The sequence below is a fragment of the Nocardia sp. BSTN01 genome (genome assembly GCF_015354405.1).
Lineage (GTDB): Bacteria > Actinomycetota > Actinomycetes > Mycobacteriales > Mycobacteriaceae > Nocardia.
In genome coordinates, this window is record NZ_JADKYP010000049.1 from 1 (window position 1) to 18,603 (window position 18,603).

Here is an 18,603-nt window from a genome sequence, read left to right on the forward strand (position 1 = left end):
GGTCCACAATCGAGGCGGGCCGAAACCGGAGTCCTAGCACCATCCTCGAAACGCATACCCAGAAATGCGGTGTGACTACCGACCGAATCGTTTCGGGTAGTGCGACCTCGTCGGCGTACCGATCGCTCGGCACACAACCCGCCCGAGCGAGCCGGTGGCGGCACCTCTGCCACTATTGGGCTATGGGTTCAGCTCACGGTGGTTCGACAGCACCGGAACGGGAACGTGGCACGGTGTTGCCCGAGCACGTCGAGGTGCTGGTGGTCGGCGCGGGACCGGCCGGGTCCGCGGCGGCGGCCTGGGCGGCGCGGGCGGGCCGCGAGGTGTTGCTCACCGATGCCGCGGTGTTTCCCCGGGACAAGACCTGCGGCGACGGATTGACTCCGCGCGCCACGGCGGAGCTGGAGGCGCTCGGGCTGGGCGAATGGCTGCGCGCGCATACCGTCAACCGGGGTCTGCGGATGGCCGGATTCGGCCGGGAGGCGTTGCTGCCCTGGCCGGGCGGGTCCTTCCCCACCTACGGAAGTGCCGTTCCCCGCACCGAACTCGACGACAAGCTGCGCGAGACGGCGGTCAAGTGGGGTGCGCGCATGGTCGACGGGGTGCGGGTGGTCGCGGTGGCGCGCGCGGACGATCGGGTCACCGGTGTCACCGTGCAGACCGAATCGGGTTCGCACGACATTCGCTGCGACATCCTCATCGTCGCCGACGGGGTGCGTTCGCCGGTCGGGAAGTTGCTGGGCCGCGTCTGGCATCGCCGCTTCGCCTACGGTGTGGCCGCCCGCGCCTACATCCGCTCCGCCCGCAGCGACGACGAATGGATCACGTCGCATCTGGAACTGCGCGATGCCGAGGGCGGTCTGGTCCCCGGCTACGGCTGGGTGTTCCCCCTGGGCAACGGCGAGGTCAACATCGGTGTGGGCTCCCTGGCCACCGAACGCCGCCCCTCGCATATCGCGCTGAAACCTCTTCTGCAGCATTATGTTTCGCTCCGCCGGCAGGAGTGGCAGTTCGAGGGCGAGGCGCGGGCCGTCGCCTCGGCGCTGCTGCCGATGGGCGGGGCGGTGTCGAATATCGCGGGCCGCAACTGGGTGCTGGTGGGCGATGCCGCCGGATGTGTGAATCCGCTCAACGGCGAGGGCATCGACTACGGGCTCGAGGGCGGTCACCTGCTGTCCGGACTGCTGGGGGAACCGGATCTGACCACGGTGTGGCCGGATCTGCTGCGGGCCCGCTACGGGCGCACCTTCTCGGTGGCCCGCCGGATCGCGGCACTGGCCACCCATCCGAAGATGGTCCCGACCGGCGGGCCGCCGGTGATGCGTTCGGCGCTGCTGCAGCGCACGGCCGTGCGAGTGATGGGCAATCTCGTCGACGAGGAGGATGCCGACCTCACCGCCCGGGCGTGGCGGACGGCGGGCCGGGCGTCGCTGCGTTTCGACGATCCGGCACCGTTCAGCTGAGCGATGCGCGGCGCCGAGGGCCGGACAGGAGGCAGCGTGGACAACCGCAGCGGGCCACGTCCGCGCCGCGATCGGACCCCCTCGGTGCCGGAGGATCTGCTTCCGCATCTGCGCCGGGCGCGGGATCTGGTCGATCGCGAATACGCCCGCCCGCTCGACGTGGACGAACTGGCCGCGACCGCGGGGGTCTCGAAATATCATTTCCTGCGCTGTTTCGCCGCCACCTACGGCCGCACCCCCGCGCTGTATCTGGCCGAGCGGCGCATCGAACGCGCGCAGGACCTGTTGCGCGCCACCAACATCACCGTGACCGAGGCGTGCATGCTGGTCGGATACACCAGCCTGGGCTCGTTCAGCCGCAAGTTCACCGAACTGGTCGGGATGACACCGTCGGCCTATCAGGCGAAATTCGCGGCGGACGGGGTTCCGCGCATTCCGGGGTGTTACGTGTTCATGCACGGCCTGTCCGACCGGAAACCGCTGGAGCCGGCGCCCGATCCCGGTGGCGCAATTTCGGAGAAGCCGGCGGACACCGAGGGCTCATAGCCTGAGCTCATGACGACGATCACCAACGTATCGCTGGTCACGGTGTATGTGACCGATCAGTCCGCCGCCAAGCAGTGGTACATCGACAAGCTGGGTTTCGTGGAAACCGCCGATATCTCGATGGGCGACAACGGTTTCCGCTGGGTCACCGTGGCCCAACCGGATCACCCCGAACTCGAGGTGACCCTGATGGTTCCGGGTCCGCCGCTCGACGAGACGATGGCCGAGGCGATCCGCCGCTCCCTCGGCAACGGCACCATGGGCGCGCTGGGCTTGCGCACGGAGGACTGCCAGAAGGCCTACGAGGAGCTCACCGCGAAGGGTGTCGAATTCGTGCAGCCGCCCGCGGAACGCCCGTACGGCGTGGAGGCGGTGATGCGCGACAACTCCGGCAATTGGCTCGTGCTGGTCGAACAACGCGAATTCGACGGTGGCGCTTTCGGTCCGGGGGCGCAGTAGGCCGAACGCGCGACGGGTGCGAGCCTGCGCTGCTCGCACCCACCGCTGTCGGCTATGCCCCGGATTCGGTGGCGAAGTACTTCTCGACGAACTTGCGTTCGCTGTTGACCACCCGGTGCTGCAACTGTTCGGCCAGCGGCTCGATGGCCCCGCCGACCAGCGGAACCTTCACCTTCACACTGCCGGTGACCTCGAGTTCGGAGCCCGTGCCCGCGGCCCGCAGCAGATACTTGCCGGTCATCTCGGAGGAGATGCCCGAGGAGGTGGCGGAGAACGTACCCGCGGCGGAATTCCCGTCCAGCGGGCCCCAGTCGTCGGTGCGTTCGAGTACCAGCTCGGCCTTGAGCACCTTGCGGACGATGGCCGGGATCTTGTCCTGGCGGGCCGTCTCGGTCATGCGCAGATGGATGGTGCCGGGCCCGTTCGGGTGGGCCAGTTCGATGGTGGCGGTCTCTGCGCCCTCGAAGCGGGCGTGCCAGAATTCGTCGCTCGTGAGCGCCCGGTGCAATTCCTCGACCGGGACGGTGTATGACACGGTGAAGCGGAAGTTTCGGGACATGAGCGCACACGCTATCGGAACCATGCAATAGCCTGGTGCGGTGTCGGAAACCACCGAGTCTGCTGCGCGCGAGCACCGAGCCGAGGCCGGTTCACCTCGCCTCCGCCGGACCCGGATCACCATCGCGGTGATCGCCACCGCGGTGAGCGTGCTGGCCGTGCTGCTGGTGCTGGCGGCCTGGCGCGACGATCTGCTGATCAGCTCCGACAAGGGCGTGACCAGCGCGGAAGTGTTGTCGGCGGGCCGGTTGCGGTCCGCGGTCACCTATGTGACGCCGGACGGTGTGACGCACAATCCGAAGGTGGGGGTGCTGTACCCCACCAAGCTCACCGCCGGCGAGCGGATCAATGTCGAATACAGCCGCAGCGATCCGGAATTGGTCCGGGTCGCCGGGCGCGACGCCCGGGTCGCGGTCATTCCGGCGCTCTCGGTGATCGTGGTGGTGTGGGTGGTGGCGCTGCCGGTGCTGTGGGTGGTGCGCCGCTTCGAGCGCCGTTCGGTGCGCACCTCCGGTTAGCTGTTCGCCCGAACTTCGCACATCCGTCACATGGGTGTGGTGTCCTGGCGTGCCGCGCATCGCACACTGCAGGTGTGCGTGTAGCGATCGTCTCCGAATCGTTTCTGCCGAATATGAACGGTGTCGTGAACTCCGTGCTGCAGGTCCTGGCCCACCTGGACCGCAACGGACACGATGCGCTCGTCATCGCCCCGGACACTCCTCGCGGGCAGGCCGCGGCGCCGCGCTCGTACGGCCGTTTTCCGGTGATCCGGGTGCCGGCGGTCATGGTGCCGCGGATCAGCTCGTTGCCGGTCGGCCTGCCGCAACCATTGCTGACCTCGGCGATCGAGGATTTCGACGCCGATGTGGTGCATCTGGCCTCACCGTTCCTGCTCGGCGCCGGCGGGGCGGCGGCGGCATTGCGCCTGGATCTGCCCGCCGTGGCGGTGTACCAGACCGACGTGGCCGGATTCGCGGCCAGTTACGGGCTGGGGGCCGCACAGCGTGCGGCGTGGGCCTGGACGCGGCGCATCCACAATCGCGCGGCGCGCACCCTGGCGCCGTCCTCGGCGGCGATGGCGGATCTCGAGCGCCACGGCATCACCCGGGTGCACCGCTGGGCGCGTGGCGTGGACGCGGTGCGGTTCACGCCCGGTGCGCGCGACGCCGGCCTCCACGCGCGGTGGGCGGACGGCGACCGGCTGGTGGTCGGATTCGTCGGCCGGCTGGCGCCGGAGAAACACGTCGAACGTCTCGCCGCGCTGGCCGGCGATCCCGATATCCGGCTGGTCGTGGTCGGTGACGGACCGGAACGGGCGCAGCTGCAGCGCCTGCTGCCGACGGCCGTCTTCACCGGCGAACTCGGCGGCGCCGAGCTGGCGCAGGCCTACGCGAGCCTGGATCTGATGGTCCACCCGGGCGAGCACGAGACCTTCTGCCAGGGCGTGCAGGAGGCGCTTGCCTGCGGTACTCCGGTGATCGGCCCCGACGCCGGCGGCCCCCGTGACCTGATCGCTCACTGCCGCAACGGCTATCTGCTGCCGGTCGACCGGTTCGCCGAACTCCTGCCGAGCGCGGTTGCGGCGCTGCGTGATCCGGATCTTCGAGCCCGATTCGCCGGCGCCGCACGCAAATCGGTGCTGCACCGCACCTGGCCCGCGATCTGCACCGAGTTGATGGGGCACTATCACGAGGTGATCGGCGGCCGGGAAGAACTGCACCGTAGCGCTTGAAAACCGCGGTATCGCAGATCCGAAGCGGCCCAGCGGTTTCGAGTGGCCCGGGACTTCAGGCGGCCTTCCCGACCAATCGGTCGATGACCCGCCGCGCCATGGCCACGCTGTCGTCGTCGCCGAGGCGCAGCGCCACGTTGACGGCATTCAAGACGGCCGCGACCTCGAAGCCGGCCGTCTCGGGATCCACGTCGGCGATCTCACCGGCATCGACCGCGCGGCGGAACTGTGTTGCCAGAACGGCCACCCAGTCGCGCTGCTGCTCGCGCAGTGCGTCACGAACCGGCCCCGGTCGGCTGTCGAAAATGGGCAGATTCGCGCCCAGGAAGCATCCGCCGGGAAATACCGGACGCTCGACGTAGTCGATCCACCGGTCGACGAGGGCGCGAAGCCGCGCGATGCCGGCCGGAGCATCTCGCGCCGGGCCGACGACGGTCTCCACGAACACGTCGCGCGCCGCGTCGACGGTCGCGAGTTGCAGCTTCTCCTTGGTCCGGAACAGGGTCTGGATGCCGGCCTTGCTGACCTCGAGATCCTCGGCCAACCGCCCGAAACTCAGCCCGTCGAGTCCGTCCACCGAGGCGATCTCGATGGCGCGGCGGGTCACCGCACGGCGCGATCGCGCACCGCGGCGTAGGCGCTGATCGGCGCTTTCCGCTGTCTCACGCTCCCCGGATACGACCATACGGTCGATCGTATGTCACCAATCACGGCGAATCGACTATTGCAGTAAGCATACGGTCGACCGTATTCTTTCGATCACATCGGCGCGCGACGGCACAGCCGGTGGCGACAAGAAGGGGTGCTCGATGGATGGCGTAACAGCCGAACAGTCCGTGACCGCGGACGAATCCACGCCGGTGCGGGACCGGTCGACGGCGATCGTATGGATCCTGTGCTCGGCCGCATTCGTGGCGATGCTCGACGTCTTCGTGGTGAACGTGGCCTTCACGAAGATCGGCGAGTCCTACCGGGGATCCTCGGCGGCCGATGTGAGCTGGGTGCTCAACGGCTACGCGATCGTCTACGCGGCCCTGTTGATTCCGGCGGGCCGATTCTCGGATCGGTTCGGCCGCAAGGCCGGATTCCTTTCCGGGCTCGGCCTTTTCACCGCGGCGAGCGTGGCCTGTGCCGCGGCTCCGACGCTGTGGGCGCTGGTGGCGTTCCGGCTGCTGCAGGCGGTGGGCGCCGCGGCCCTGACGCCGGCCGGCCTGGGGTTGCTGCTCACGGTGCTGCCGCAGGCGCGGGTGCCGGGCGCGGTGAAGATCTGGGCTACGACGAGTTCGTTCGCCGCGGCCTGCGGCCCGGTGGTCGGCGGCGCGCTGGTGGAGATCTCCTGGCGCTGGGTCTTCCTGATCAATCTGCCCGTGGGTGTGGTGACCGGACTCGCGGCCGTATGGCTGGTGCCGAATCTCGGGCAACGCACCTCCGCCCGCGTGCCCGATCTGCTCGGGGTGGTGGCGTTGATCGTGGCGCTCGGGGCGCTGTCGCTGGCGCTGGTCGAAAGCGATGCGTGGACCGGCGGCGCGACGTGGGCGGCATCGGCAGTGGCGGTGCTCGGCGCGGTCCTGTTCGTGGTGCGGATGCGCCGGCATCCGGATCCGGTGGTGCCGCCGGACCTGTTCCGGGTGCCGACGTTCGCCTGGGCCAACGCCACCGTGCTGGCCTTCTGCACGGCATTCGGCGCGTGGTTCCTGAGCATCACCCTGTGGCTCGAGAACGCGGCCCACTACGGCACGTTCGAAACCGGGCTCGCCATCGTCCCGGGCCCGATCATGGTGCCGATCTTCGCCGCCGTCAGCCAGCGACTGATCCGGCGAATACCGGCGGGTGTCGTTGTGGCCCTGGGCAATGCGCTGTTCGCGGCCGGTGTCCTGCTCGTGCTGTTCACGGCTACCACTCCGGTGCAGTACGCGAGCGCGGTTCTGCCGGGGTGGGCGATCTCCGGCATCGGCATCGGTCTCGCGCTGCCCACGATGATCGCCTCCGCCGCCGTCGATCTGCCGCCGGAGCGGTCGGCCACCGGCAGCGCCGTGGTGAACACCGCCCGCCAACTCGGCTACGTCCTGGGCGTCGCGGTGCTGATCGCGCTCCTCGGATCGCTGGACACGACCGACCGGATGGTGACCGCTTTCCGGCACGGCTGGCTGTTCATCGCGGTCGTAGCCGTCGTCGGCGCGGCAACGGCATTCGGTATCACGCCTCGTACCCGTCGATCGCGATGAGGCAGGTCATCATGTCGAATCCCTCGATCACCTCCGCGGCCACGCCCGAGGAGTCCGATCCGCTCTGCCTGTCCGAGACCACCGCGGCCGCATTGCTGTTCGACGCGCCGTGGCGACGATTCGCCGTGGCCGGCGACAGTTTGTCGGCCGGCGTCGGCGATCCCACGCCGGGCTACTCGAACGCGGGCTGGCCCGAGCGACTCGTGAAAACACTGCGGCGGGTACACCCGGACCTGCGCTATCTCTGCACCGCGAAGGTCGGGGCCACCACGGCGCAGACCTCGGCCCACCAACTCGACCGCATCCTGGACTTCCGTCCGGACCTGCTGCATCTGCCGTGCGGTCCGAACGACATCACGCGGCGCGATCCCGACTTCGACGAGATCGACACAGCGATGCGTCGAATGTACGACGCCGCGGCGGGCACCGGCGCCCTGCTGACGACCTTCACTCTCGCAAGCGCCTATGTCGTACCGGCGTTTCCGGACTGGCCCGAGCGAATTCGCGCCATGAACGACCTCACGCGCCGGATCGCCGCCGACTACGGAGCGGTCGTCGTCGACATGTGGGATCACCCGATCAACGCTCGCGACAACCTGCTCAGCGCGGATCGCATCCACTTCTCGACCTCCGGTCAGGCGGTGCTGGCGACCGAGATGGTCAAACATCTGGCCTACGCGTTGTCGAGCCGGCGGAGCGAATAGCGCAGGCGCCCAATCCAGCCCGTGATCGCGCACCGGCCCGCGTCCCCGCCCCGGGCGCCGGGCGCTAGGGTCACTTCCGTGGCGAAGACAGAGTCGTTTCGGGCCTCGTTGGACAAGCAACCGCATGAGGTCGCATCCATGTTCGACGGGGTCGCGAAGCGGTACGACCTGACCAACACGGTGCTTACCGGCGGACAGGACCGCTATTGGCGCTGGGCCACCCGCCGCGCGCTGGCCCTGCGGCCCGGGGAACGGTTGCTGGATCTGGCGGCCGGAACCGGCGTCTCCACCGCCGAATTCGCGAAGTCGGGCGCCTGGTGCCTGGCCCTGGACTTCTCCAAGGGCATGTTGGAGGCGGGGCGGTTCCGGAGGGTTCCGATGGTGAACGGTGACGCCACCGCCCTGCCGTTCGCCGACGACTCCTTCGACGCGGTCGCGATCTCCTACGGCCTGCGCAACGTCTCCGAACCGGACGCCGCCCTGCGCGAAATGCTGCGCGTCACCAAACCGGGCGGACGCCTGGTCGTGGCGGAGTTCTCCACCCCGGTCTTCGGGCCGTTCCGCACGATCTACATGGAATACCTGATGAAGGTGCTGCCGAAGGTCGCCGAGGCCGTCAGCAGCAATCCGGACGCCTACGTCTACCTGGCCGAATCGATCCGGGCCTGGCCCAACCAGCGACAGCTGGCGATGCGAATCTCCGACGCCGGCTGGTCGTCGGTGCAGTGGCGGAATCTGACCGGCGGCATCGTCGCCCTGCATCGCGGTTACAAACTGGGGTGAAGTAGCTCACCGCGCACGGCCGGACCGCCGGTGGAAACGGTGCCCGACCGGGCGCGAACCGGAAATCTCACCGCGGCCGCACCGCTCAGGTGAGAATTTTCGTCATCTGCCGATAACGTTCGGTAAATCCGTCGCAACGGCAGCTCGCCATCATCGGGGATGTGTCGAGCGCCGAGAACTCCACGAGCACCGTCCGGACCGCGTGCTCCTACTGCGGCGTGGGCTGCGGCATCACGGTGCGGACCGAGCGCGATGCGGCCGGCGCCCCGGTCATCGCGAAGGTGAGTGGGGACAAACTGCATCCGGTCAATGCCGGACGGCTGTGCACCAAGGGCGCCACCCACCTGGAATTGATGCGCGCCCCCGGACGTATGACCACGGCCCTGCACCGGCCCCGGCGCGGGCAGGAACCGGTCGAACTCGCGGTGGAGGAGGCTGTGAAGCAGGCGGCGCAGCGGTTGCGCGCGATCGTCGACGAATACGGGCCCGATGCCGTCGCGCTCTACGTCTCCGGGCAGATGACACTCGAAGCGCAGTATCTGGCGAACAAACTGGCCAAGGGCTATCTGCGCACGGTGAACATCGAGTCCAATTCGCGGCTGTGCATGGCCAGCGCCGGCACCGGATACAAACAATCGCTGGGCGCCGACGGCCCGCCGGGTTCCTACGACGACCTGGACCGCGCCGACCTGTTCTTCGTGATCGGGTCGAATATGGCCGACTGTCATCCGATTCTGTTCCTGCGCATGGCCGATCGGCTCAAGGCCGGCGCCAGACTGATCGTGGTGGATCCGCGGCGCACCGACACCGCCGCCCGGGCCGACCTCTTCCTGCAGATCAAGCCCGGCACGGATCTGGCATTGCTGAACGGATTGCTGCACCTGCTGGTCGACAACGGTGATATCGACGCCGAATTCATCGCCGCCCACACCGAGGGCTGGGAGGCGATGCCGCAATTCCTCGCCGACTATCCACCGGCCCGCGTCGCCGAGATCACCGGACTCGCCGAGGACGATATTCGCACCGCCGCCGCGTGGATCGGCGCGGCCGGTGAATGGATGACGCTGTGGACGATGGGACTCAATCAGTCCACGCACGGCACGTGGAACACCAATGCCGTCTGCAATCTGCATCTGGCCACCGGCGCCATCTGCCGGCCCGGCAGCGGCCCGTTCTCGCTGACCGGGCAGCCGAATGCCATGGGCGGGCGCGAAATGGGCTATATGGGCCCCGGTTTGCCCGGCCAGCGCAGCGCCCTCGTCGACGCCGACCGACGCTTCGTCGAAACCGCGTGGCAGTTGCCCGCCGGCACCATTCGCGCCGAAACCGGGCGCGGCACGATCGACATGTTCCGGGAATTGGCCGACGGCCGGATCAAGGCGTGCTGGATCATCTGCAGTAATCCGGTGGCGTCGGTGGCGAATCGCAAAACCGTCATCGCCGGTTTGGAGGCGGCGGAACTGGTGATCGCCCAGGACGCCTATCTCGATACCGCGACCAATGCCTATGCCGATCTGCTGCTGCCGGCGGCGCTGTGGGCCGAAGCCGACGGCGTGATGGTCAATTCCGAACGCAATGTCACATTGTTGCGGCATTCGGTGAAGCCGCTCGGCGCGGCGCTGCCGGATTGGGAGTGGATCGCGCGGATCGCGACGGCGATGGGATTCGAGGGATTCGAATACGCTTCCAGCGCCGAAATTTTCGACGAGATCCGCTGCTTCGCGAATCCTGCGACCGGATACGACCTGAGCGGAATGAGTTACGCCGCACTGCGTGAGGGCCCGATGCAGTGGCCCTGCGCCGATTCAGCGCAGCGGCGCAACCCGATTCGCTATCGCACCGGCGATACGGGCGCGCTGGTCTTCCCCACCGCGAGCGGCCGGGCCGTGTTCTGGTCCCGGCCGCATATGGCCGCCGCCGAAATGCCCGACGACGACTATCCCTTCGTCCTGAATACCGGTCGCGTTCAACATCAATGGCACACCATGACCAAAACCGGCCGGGTCGCGAAGCTGAACAGATTGAATCCGGCGCCGTTTCTCGACGTGCATCCCGACGATGCGCGCACGCTCGGTGTGCGCCCCGGCGATCAGATCGAAATCGCTTCTCGCCGTGGCCGAGCGGTGCTGCCCGTGCAGGTCACCGATCGGGTGCGACCGGGCGCGTGTTTCGCACCGTTCCACTGGAACGACGAACAGGGGGAATATCTGACCATCAATGCCGTGACCAACGACGCCGTCGATGCGGATTCGCTGCAACCGGAGTTCAAGGCGTGCGCGGTGACGCTGCGCCGCGTCGGGCCCGCTCAGGACACCCGCGACGACATCGATGAGGACAACCCCGGAGGCACCGAACCGAACCACCGTGTCGACGCCGCGGGCGGCAGCCGGTTCGTAGCCGGTGACGCACCCGTATCGCATCCGCTAGCCGCCATGCTGGGACTCGATTCGGCGCCCGCGCCCATGCTCAGCGAAGCGGAACGCATTTATCTGGGCGGGTATCTGGCCGCGCTGCAATCGCTTCCGGTCCAGGGGCAGCCCGTCCTCCCGGAATCGGCGCCGTTGTCCGACCGCAGCCGCTGGTGGATCGACGGGCTGCTGGCGGGGATGTACTCGCGGGCCGCGGACTCCCCGCCCGGCGCCACAACGGCAGCCCTCTCGTCGCCTCCGTCCGCCCCGCAACGACGGCCGGTGACCGTGCTGTGGGCTTCCCAGACCGGTACCGCCGAAGAATTGGCGGCGGAGGTGGCGGCGGCCCTCGCCGAGCACGGGCACGCGCCCCGGCTGGTCGAGATGAACGCGTGTGAACTGCCGGAACTGACCGGTGACGTCCTGCTCGTCACCAGCACCTTCGGTGACGGCGGTCCACCGGACAACGCCGCCGACTTCTGGGAACGGCTGCAGGACAGCGGTACTCGCTTCCACGGCCTGCGGTACGGGATCTTCGCCCTCGGCGACTCCTCCTACGACGATTTCTGTGGCTACGGCCGCAAGGTGGATCGGCTGCTGTCCGAACGGGGCGGTGTCCGGCTGCTGGATCGCGTCGACAGCGAACCGGACCACGAGGATTCGTCGCAGCAGTGGATCACCGCGGTCCTGGCTGCTCTGGGCGACGGTCCCGGGAATGCGCCCACCGACGACCACGGTGCGGGCACACCCAGCGGTAGTGGTGGGTCCGCCACGCCCCGCGGCGGCGAGGATGTGGGTACGTCCGCCGACGCCGGTCGTGCCGGCGCGCCCGCGGGGCTCGGCGTCCGGGTACTCGATCGCGTCGAGGCCCGCACCGCCGCACCCGCGGGCACCACGCGATCGGTCCCCGCGCCGTTCACGCGCAACGCCCCGGTGCTGGCTCCACTGATTCGCAACGAACTGCTGTCGCGCCCCGGCTCCGGTAAGGAGGTACGGCAGTTCGGATTCGACCTGAGCGGTCAGGAGGCCGGCTACGAGGTCGGCGACAGTCTCGGGGTGTGGCCCGCGAACCACACTGCCGCCGTGCGGAATTGGCTGGCGGCGACCGGACTCGACGGTGCCCGGCCGGTCGAGATCGACGGGCGCGACGTGCCGCTGGAATCGGCACTGCGCACACATTTCGACATCACCAAGATCAGTGGCGATCTGTTGTCCTTCGTCGCCACCCACAATCCCAGTCAGCAGTTGGCGAAGCTGCTGCGCCGCGACAACCGCAACGAACTGGACCGCTATCTGTGGGATCGCCACGCGGTCGACGTTCTGCGCGACTTTCCCGTACGGGCCGATCTGGTGGAATGGCTCGCGGTGCTGAAAAAGCTGCAGCCGCGGCAGTATTCGATTTCGTCGAGCCCGCTGGTGAGTCCGCGCGAGGTGCAGCTCACCGTCGGCGTCGTGCGCTACGGCGCCGCCGACGACCCGCGCGGCGGGGTGTGTTCCACCTTCCTCGCCGATCGTGACGAGACCGGCGGTGTACCCGTATTCCTGCAGCGCGCACCGCATTTCCGGCCGCCGCTGGACCCGAACGCGCCGATGATCATGGTCGGCCCGGGCACCGGCATCGCGCCGTTCCGCGGCTTCCTGCACGAACGCCGCGCGCTCGGATGCCGCGGGCGCAACTGGTTGTTCTTCGGCGATCAACACGCCCAGGACCACTTCTACTACCGCACCGAACTCGAGGACATGTTCCGCTCGGGCTTCCTCACCCGGCTCGACCTCGCCTTCTCGCGAGATCAGCGCGAGCGGATCTACGTGCAGCACCGCATGATCGAACACGGCGCCGAGCTGTGGGCGTGGCTGCGCGACGGCGCTCACCTGTACGTCTGCGGTGACGCCGCCCGCATGGCCCGCGACGTCGACGACGCCCTGCTGAAGATCGCCCGCATCCACGGCAATCTCGATGAGGATGCGGCGCTGGCGTTCAAGAAGCAGCTGACCGCGCAGAAACGGTATGTGCGCGACGTGTACTGAGGTGCGCTACGCGGGTGCGGCGGCAGAGGCGGGTCGGCCCGTTCCGCTCAGCACCGCCGCCCGCCGGGCACGCCTGTTCCCATCATTGGGAAGTCGGGTGCGGATCGCTTCGAGTCCGACCGCCACAATTTCACATCGGACAGTGAGTGAGGTCTGATGAGAGAGATACATCCCGATGTGCGCGTCGCCCTCGCCATGATGCGCGAGCTACGCCACCGCGTGGCAACCGTGCGTGAGCGCTCGGAGGCGATAGTGGCACGTCGCCCCTCACCCAGCGGCCTGGTCATCCCCGAGGTCGATGTAATGGGCCGCTTGACCGATCTGTACCTGGCGCCGGGAACGTGTGATCGGTTCGACAGCGACGAGCTGGTCACAGACATCATGGCCGCAATCACAGAAAGCACCGAGGATGCGAAGAGGCAGTACCGAATCGCCATGAATGATCGTGCGAACCTCCCCCGGCCACTCGAGGAGGCAGTACGCGAATGGCGGGCCTCGTCCGATCGGGAGGCGCTTCCCAACTTTGAGAAGCCAGGAGAATGAACACGAGATGTCTGGCGGGAGGAATGGCGGAGGATGCCCGACTATCTGGATATCGAGCCGGACCAACTCCGCAAAATGGCGGCCCAACACCAGCAGCGTGCCGACGAACTCCGTAGATGGGGGAAGATTCCGAAAGAATGGCTCGAGGAGTTTCCTTCGGGCTACGGAAGCATAGCCGACCAGCTACACGGTGCGCTCCACGACTACTACCAGCGCCGCCACGACAACGCCGAGCGCCACGCGAAGGCTCATGAAAACACTCGCGACCAATTGCTCGCGGCCGCAGCGGCGCTGGAGAATGGTGATGGGGCCGGGGGCAGGCAGATAACGCACGCCGGGGAGAATCCGGCGCCGGGCGGTACGGACCCTGCCGGACCTGTCGGTCCCGGAGAATCGAGGGCGCGAGGTCACACCCGTCCGGACATGCCGACCACTCACGAAACAGTCCCCGGTTCGGGAGCCCATCGTGCGCCGGTCACTCATCCTGCTTCGGCCGCGCCCAGCGGAGTCGGTTCGTCCGATCCAGGAGCGTCGTCCGCGGTAGCCCACGCGGCGCCGCACACTACCTATGCGATCCCTCCCGGCGCCGGGTCGGCGACGGTAGCGACATCCGAGGCGACACCGCTGTCTCGGGCTGATTCCGAAGCCCTCACCGGCGACCCGGCCGCCGCGCTTCCTGCGGCGTCCGGCGCATCGCCGGAAAGCGCACCCGGTGTGGAAGGTACCCCGCCGAGCGTCGGGGTACCGGAGTCCCCCGTCGCGGGCTCGGCGACGACGCCTATGGTGGGAGCCGGCATTTCCGCTGCGGTGCCCACGGCCTTACGGATCGGCCCGCTGACGGCCGCGCTCGGCAATGTCGACGTGGCGCGGGGACGCCCTCCACTGGTGGTCGGCGCGACAGTCGACGACGACTTGTCGCTCGCGCGCACCGTACTCGCCGGGGTTCTCGCGGCCGTTGGGCCGTCACAGCAGGGCCTCGGCTGGGCGGTGGGAATACTGCGAAGGCCCGACGGTCCGATGATTCTGCTGACCTCCAGCGAGGGACGAGGATGGTTGCCGCCAGGGTTGTTCATCCCGTCGGAGATAGTCGTTCCATGGCGGTGGGATTCGGTTCTCGGTACAGCGGGAATGGAAGCGATTTCGACCTACGAAGGTATCGCTGATCCTGCCCGGATCCTGGCAGAATTCGGTCTGCGAGCAGGTCGTCGGCGTCGATCTGTGATCACCGCATTGGCAGCATCCGGACGGATCTCGGACGAACTCCGTATCGCGTTGCGGGCAGAGGTGGCGTTCGAAGAAAACGTAACGGCCGCGGAGGCCGAGGTGGATTTCTCCAGGCCAAGAGAAGGGCTGGTCGATCGGCTCGGATCAGCCGGTTCCGATCGCGCCCAACATCAAGCCGAAGCCGTTGCGCAACAGGACATATGGACGGTTTGTCTTCAATTGGCGCGAGCAGCCGACGAATTGCTCGCCCGAAGCGGCGGCCGAGGCGGTGTCTTCGGTGATGGGCAACATGCGATGCGGCGGCAGATCATCGCAGCATTGCAGTCGAACAGCTCGATCCCGGAAGGTTGGTGGGATCAGCTGCGCGCCGAGTACGACAAAGCCGCGTATCCGCTGCGTTCGGTGTCGGTCGACACATCTACGATCACACTCGGTCGCGGGCGGCTCGATCTGCCCGGAGCAGAAGCCTTACGACGAACGGTCTTTCAACGTCGTGCCGACGAAATCCTTCTGTTGATCGGCTGCAATGCTGCGAACAAGCAGATGTTGCGGGATGTGTTGTATGCCCATGGTCAGATAGTCGATCATCCGCGGTTGTCCTCGGCTGTCGGGATCGATGCGGATGTCTCGGCGCCCGGCGGCAGGGCACTACCTCGTATCGAGGCTGACACCCGCCGTCCCGCCGGTTCTGTACTTGCGGATCCGTTGCGTGCGACCACCGAGGGGGTTCCGGTCCCCTCTACAGCGTGGGAAGTATCGACGGGCCGGCCGGTCGCGAATGAGCGGAGGTAACTCTGGTGGGCGATACTGTAGATGACGCTTACAACAAGATCAAAAAACATGACGAGCGTGGCTGGGTTTTCGATCCACACTTCACCGATAGCGAAGCGGAAGACTCTCTGAAGATTCTCGACCAGCTGAGCTCGTCTGATTTTACAAAAGTCTGGGACAAAATGCCCCAGTGGCTGAAGGATGACCTCCACGAGGATACGAGCTCTAGCCTTCAGACCAAGTACAAGGACCTATACATTGCACTTGGGAACGGTAAGACGGATACCGTCGTCGATGGGAAAAAGCAACGCGAAAAGGATGCCGACAAGCCGACATTCGGAACCCAAAAATGGGGCGCGCCACCCGAAGGCGATCACTTCATCCCGGTTGAACTACACCCCCCGCACGGTGCCTCCGCCCAGCTGATCCAGCTGGTTTCCGACATGCGATCGACCATGCAATGGGGTTTCGACACCCTCGGCAGTCGAAAACCGCAGGACTCGCCCGGCACAGCCAATGTCCTCGACACCGAGCTCGTGGGTGCCGACGGTTGGGGACACGTCAGAAATGACCACATCGATCTGAAGACCGAACTGGACAAGCGGCAGCAGGTCTTCGAAACCAAAGAAGGCGACGTCAAAGCGAGCACATTCGACGCGAAGGTGAAGAACTTGGACGTCTATAAAAACCTCGACACCGTTTATCAGACGCTGAAGAGCGCCCTCGCGGTCGATCTTACCCAGGGTGCAACGACGCGAGACGGGGACACAGTCACCGTTATGTATGGCCCCGGGGGGCCGTCGAAACAAGAGCCCATCAAGTTCGTCAAAGCCGCTGCGGACGTCAAAGACGACAAGACCGGCCAAGTCTACGAAAAAGCCGGAGATTTCTATCTGTCTCCCGAAGCGGAACAGAAATACTACGTCAAGGCGATTGACGATGCCGGGGCGGAGTGGGACAAGCACTACCAGGAAGCGGTGGATTACTTCCAGAAGAAGGCCAAGGATGTAGACGGCGACGACGGCGACGGCGGTAAACCCAAGCCGAAGCCGAAGCCTGCTCCCACGCCGACTCCCACACCCACCCCCACGCCAACTCCCACACCGACGCCGACGCCCGCAGCGGCTGATGCCAACCCCACCCCGCAAGACTTCAAGGACCTGTTCCCGCAGGATATTGGGGGCGCGGGGGATCCAACCGCGGGTACCGATTCGACGTCGACCGATCCCACCCAGACCGACCTCACCGGTGGCGACCAGCAATCGACCGACACCGGCGGAAAGACTGACCCCGCATCGGCTATTCAGCAGGCTATCGCCGATATCACCAATAGCGACGCAGCCAGTGGTGCCACCCCCGCGGCACAGTCGTCGAATCCGTTGACTCAGGCATTGAATCCGATGACGAATCCGCTGGGCAACGCCATGACGAATCCGATGCTGAACCCCATGACGAACCCGATGATGAATCCGGCATCGGCGAACCAGACCAATCCTTTCACACAGATGGACGGTCGGTCCGCTTCAGGTGACAGCGGTTCCGCGCGACAGGCGGCACCCGCGGTGGCGAGCTCCAACCCCATGCTCAATTTCCCTGGCACGGCCCAGCAGACGGCGGCTAATCCGGGTCATGTGTCGCCCATATCCGCGACACCGGCCGCCGGACCCGTGCCTACGCACTCGAATGTCGATATGAAGCTGCCGGACGGAAGCAACCAGGTGGTCCCGTCGGCGGTCGCGGACGTTGTGAACAAAGAACTGAACAACCCGAATGGCAGCAACGCCGACGCCGCCTATGGGACATTGCGCGGTCAAGAGACGCAAATCGATCCGTCTGCGGCGCACACCGGTGACATCGTCCGCTGGAATGGCGGCAGCGCGGTTATCGTCCGGGAGGGCCCGGACAATGCCTACATGATTGTCGACGGTCAGTTGAGGCCGCTGAACGTCAAGGACCCGAATCAGGACTTCACATTCTTCCATCCCGATGGGGCGGGATCGAACAACGGGCAACAGGCGCAAGGGAATTCGAATGCGCAGGCCGCGGCCTTCTCGGCACCCGCAGCGCCGCCGAGTGGCGCCACGTCGACTACCGAAACGTGACCGAGGCGACTGCTGCGGCCGCCGGGAATTATCTCGTCGACGTGGCTGAGCGCCTGAACCTCGGATGTGATCCGGCGACCATCCGCGCCGTCTTCGCGCGGGCGTGCGGAGGACGGCTGGCGACGCGGATGCCGGACGGCCGTCGGGCAAGCGGGCTGACTATCACCGGAACCCCGTTCGAGGTGAGCGTGGCAGGTGGTCGGGGACGGTACACGCCCGCGATTCGATACCTCACGGAAGCCGGGACGGACGAGGCGGTGTTCACCTCCCGGATCGACGTCCAACTGGCCGCGATCCGAGATCTTGTGGACTGGCTACCGAACGGCGGGCGGAAAGCCGCGGACGTGCTGTGCTCCTTCGTGACGACGTTGTACCCGGATCCAGCGCACGTCTCGCGGCGGCAACGTTCCGCCACCTGGACGGGTATCGTCCACCATTCGGCGGCGCCCAGTCAGCTCAATCGGCTCAAGGTGTACGGCACGCCCCCGATGGTGCCCAAGACTTTGGAAAGGCTCTACAGCGTCTTGCCGGGCTTCCACGAACTGGTATCGGTCCCCGCGAACGACGAGCATTTCCGTTACGGCATCGCTGCGATCGAAGTTGATGAGGGCGGAGGTATCAGCCACAAGTTCTACCTGTCGTCCCGCTCCCAAGACACCGCCGTGCCGATGAAGCTGGTCCGGTACTTCGGCGAGCCGGCCTGGGAGGTGTTGTCCGAACTGGTCCGGTGCGGCGTCGATCCGGCCGGTCTGCACAATCATGACTTTTTCGTCTGCTGTTCGCGGGACAGCAGTGGAACCGAGTCGCTCACTCTTTCCGTCACCGCCGGGCGAGATGACGATCTCGCCCCGCTCGTGTATGAATTGGCGTCCCGGCACCACGGCAGCACGTGTGCCGTCGATGCGCTTTCCCACGTCGCGAAATCCCAGGGAGCGAATTGGCGTTACACGGCTTTCGGTCTCGGCTTTTCGGCCGCTGACGGCATCGATAAGCTCAATGTGTACGGAACCCCGACCTGGGATGCCGACAATCCCGGCCGGTGAAGAGGCTTTCGGCG

At 66.8% G+C, this 18,603-nt stretch carries 15 protein-coding genes; 13 read left to right on the forward strand and 2 right to left on the reverse strand.

Going from position 1 to position 18,603, the window contains the following annotated elements; genetic code table 11:
• Window positions 1-182 precede the first annotated feature (182 nt).
• From IRT45_RS28195 to IRT45_RS28205, 3 genes are all read left to right on the forward strand, one after another.
• Window positions 183-1,463 (forward strand): geranylgeranyl reductase family protein, encoded by a 1,281-nt coding sequence (locus tag IRT45_RS28195; RefSeq protein WP_194808877.1) that lies wholly within the window; start codon window positions 183-185, stop codon window positions 1,461-1,463.
• An 84-nt stretch (window positions 1,464-1,547) separates the two neighbouring features.
• The gene (locus tag IRT45_RS28200) at window positions 1,548-2,009 is read left to right on the forward strand and encodes a helix-turn-helix transcriptional regulator (protein ID WP_194808912.1); all 462 of its coding nucleotides are present in this window, start codon (window positions 1,548-1,550) and stop codon (window positions 2,007-2,009) included.
• A gap of 9 nt (window positions 2,010-2,018) precedes the next feature.
• Window positions 2,019-2,468, forward strand: a complete 450-nt coding sequence (locus tag IRT45_RS28205) for a VOC family protein (protein ID WP_036505891.1) — start codon at window positions 2,019-2,021, stop codon at window positions 2,466-2,468.
• 52 nt (window positions 2,469-2,520) lie between these two features.
• Here IRT45_RS28205 and IRT45_RS28210 read toward each other — a convergent pair whose 3' ends face one another.
• A complete protein-coding gene (locus IRT45_RS28210; RefSeq protein ID WP_194808878.1) occupies window positions 2,521-3,027 on the reverse strand; it encodes a DUF2505 domain-containing protein in 507 nt (168 codons plus the stop codon).
• A 40-nt stretch (window positions 3,028-3,067) separates the two neighbouring features.
• Between IRT45_RS28210 and IRT45_RS28215 the strand changes: the two genes are divergently transcribed.
• Together IRT45_RS28215 and IRT45_RS28220 are read left to right on the forward strand one after the other, a co-directional pair.
• Window positions 3,068-3,544 carry a DUF3592 domain-containing protein gene (locus IRT45_RS28215; protein WP_245660798.1) on the forward strand — a complete coding sequence of 159 codons (477 nt, stop codon included), beginning with the start codon at window positions 3,068-3,070 and terminating at the stop codon, window positions 3,542-3,544.
• A gap of 74 nt (window positions 3,545-3,618) precedes the next feature.
• Window positions 3,619-4,758 (forward strand): glycosyltransferase family 1 protein, encoded by a 1,140-nt coding sequence (locus IRT45_RS28220; RefSeq protein WP_309241184.1) that lies wholly within the window; start codon window positions 3,619-3,621, stop codon window positions 4,756-4,758.
• Window positions 4,759-4,813: 55 nt separating this feature from the next.
• Here IRT45_RS28220 and IRT45_RS28225 read toward each other — a convergent pair whose 3' ends face one another.
• Window positions 4,814-5,443 (reverse strand): TetR/AcrR family transcriptional regulator, encoded by a 630-nt coding sequence (locus IRT45_RS28225; protein ID WP_194808879.1) that lies wholly within the window; start codon window positions 5,441-5,443, stop codon window positions 4,814-4,816.
• Window positions 5,444-5,567: 124 nt separating this feature from the next.
• Between IRT45_RS28225 and IRT45_RS28230 the strand changes: the two genes are divergently transcribed.
• The 8 genes from IRT45_RS28230 (at window position 5,568) to IRT45_RS28265 (ending at window position 18,589) form a co-directional block, all read left to right on the forward strand.
• Window positions 5,568-6,983 (forward strand): MFS transporter, encoded by a 1,416-nt coding sequence (locus tag IRT45_RS28230; protein ID WP_194808880.1) that lies wholly within the window; start codon window positions 5,568-5,570, stop codon window positions 6,981-6,983.
• 11 nt (window positions 6,984-6,994) lie between these two features.
• Window positions 6,995-7,687, forward strand: a complete 693-nt coding sequence (locus IRT45_RS28235; RefSeq protein ID WP_194808881.1) for an SGNH/GDSL hydrolase family protein — start codon at window positions 6,995-6,997, stop codon at window positions 7,685-7,687.
• Between the two features lie 78 nt (window positions 7,688-7,765).
• A complete protein-coding gene (locus tag IRT45_RS28240; protein WP_194808882.1) occupies window positions 7,766-8,470 on the forward strand; it encodes a demethylmenaquinone methyltransferase in 705 nt (234 codons plus the stop codon).
• Window positions 8,471-8,619: 149 nt separating this feature from the next.
• Window positions 8,620-12,906, forward strand: a complete 4,287-nt coding sequence (locus tag IRT45_RS28245; protein ID WP_194808914.1) for a bifunctional nitrate reductase/sulfite reductase flavoprotein subunit alpha — start codon at window positions 8,620-8,622, stop codon at window positions 12,904-12,906.
• Between the two features lie 156 nt (window positions 12,907-13,062).
• Complete coding sequence (locus IRT45_RS28250; RefSeq protein ID WP_194808883.1) at window positions 13,063-13,449, forward strand: hypothetical protein; 387 nt, start codon at window positions 13,063-13,065, stop codon at window positions 13,447-13,449.
• Between the two features lie 33 nt (window positions 13,450-13,482).
• Window positions 13,483-15,465 carry a type VII secretion target gene (locus IRT45_RS28255; RefSeq protein ID WP_194808884.1) on the forward strand — a complete coding sequence of 661 codons (1,983 nt, stop codon included), beginning with the start codon at window positions 13,483-13,485 and terminating at the stop codon, window positions 15,463-15,465.
• Window positions 15,466-15,470: 5 nt separating this feature from the next.
• Window positions 15,471-17,546, forward strand: coding sequence for a hypothetical protein (locus IRT45_RS28260; RefSeq protein WP_194808885.1), 2,076 nt, complete (start codon window positions 15,471-15,473; stop codon window positions 17,544-17,546).
• Entirely contained in the window at window positions 17,543-18,589 is a 1,047-nt protein-coding gene (locus IRT45_RS28265) for a hypothetical protein (RefSeq protein ID WP_194808886.1), read from the forward strand. The genes IRT45_RS28260 and IRT45_RS28265 overlap by 4 nt, the downstream gene beginning before the upstream one ends.
• The last annotated feature ends 14 nt before the right edge of the window (window positions 18,590-18,603 follow it).

What these genes read in the sequence shown, in the direction of transcription:
- IRT45_RS28195 (WP_194808877.1), top strand. Translation starts at nt 183, where the DNA reads ATGGGTTCAGCTCACGGTGGTTCGACAGCACCGGAACGGGAACGTGGC.
- IRT45_RS28205 (WP_036505891.1), top strand. Translation starts at nt 2,019, where the DNA reads ATGACGACGATCACCAACGTATCGCTGGTCACGGTGTATGTGACCGAT.
- IRT45_RS28210 (WP_194808878.1), bottom strand. Translation starts at nt 3,027, where the DNA reads ATGTCCCGAAACTTCCGCTTCACCGTGTCATACACCGTCCCGGTCGAG.
- IRT45_RS28225 (WP_194808879.1), bottom strand. Translation starts at nt 5,443, where the DNA reads ATGGTCGTATCCGGGGAGCGTGAGACAGCGGAAAGCGCCGATCAGCGC.
- IRT45_RS28230 (WP_194808880.1), top strand. Translation starts at nt 5,568, where the DNA reads ATGGATGGCGTAACAGCCGAACAGTCCGTGACCGCGGACGAATCCACG.
- IRT45_RS28235 (WP_194808881.1), top strand. Translation starts at nt 6,995, where the DNA reads ATGTCGAATCCCTCGATCACCTCCGCGGCCACGCCCGAGGAGTCCGAT.
- IRT45_RS28250 (WP_194808883.1), top strand. Translation starts at nt 13,063, where the DNA reads ATGAGAGAGATACATCCCGATGTGCGCGTCGCCCTCGCCATGATGCGC.
- IRT45_RS28255 (WP_194808884.1), top strand. Translation starts at nt 13,483, where the DNA reads ATGCCCGACTATCTGGATATCGAGCCGGACCAACTCCGCAAAATGGCG.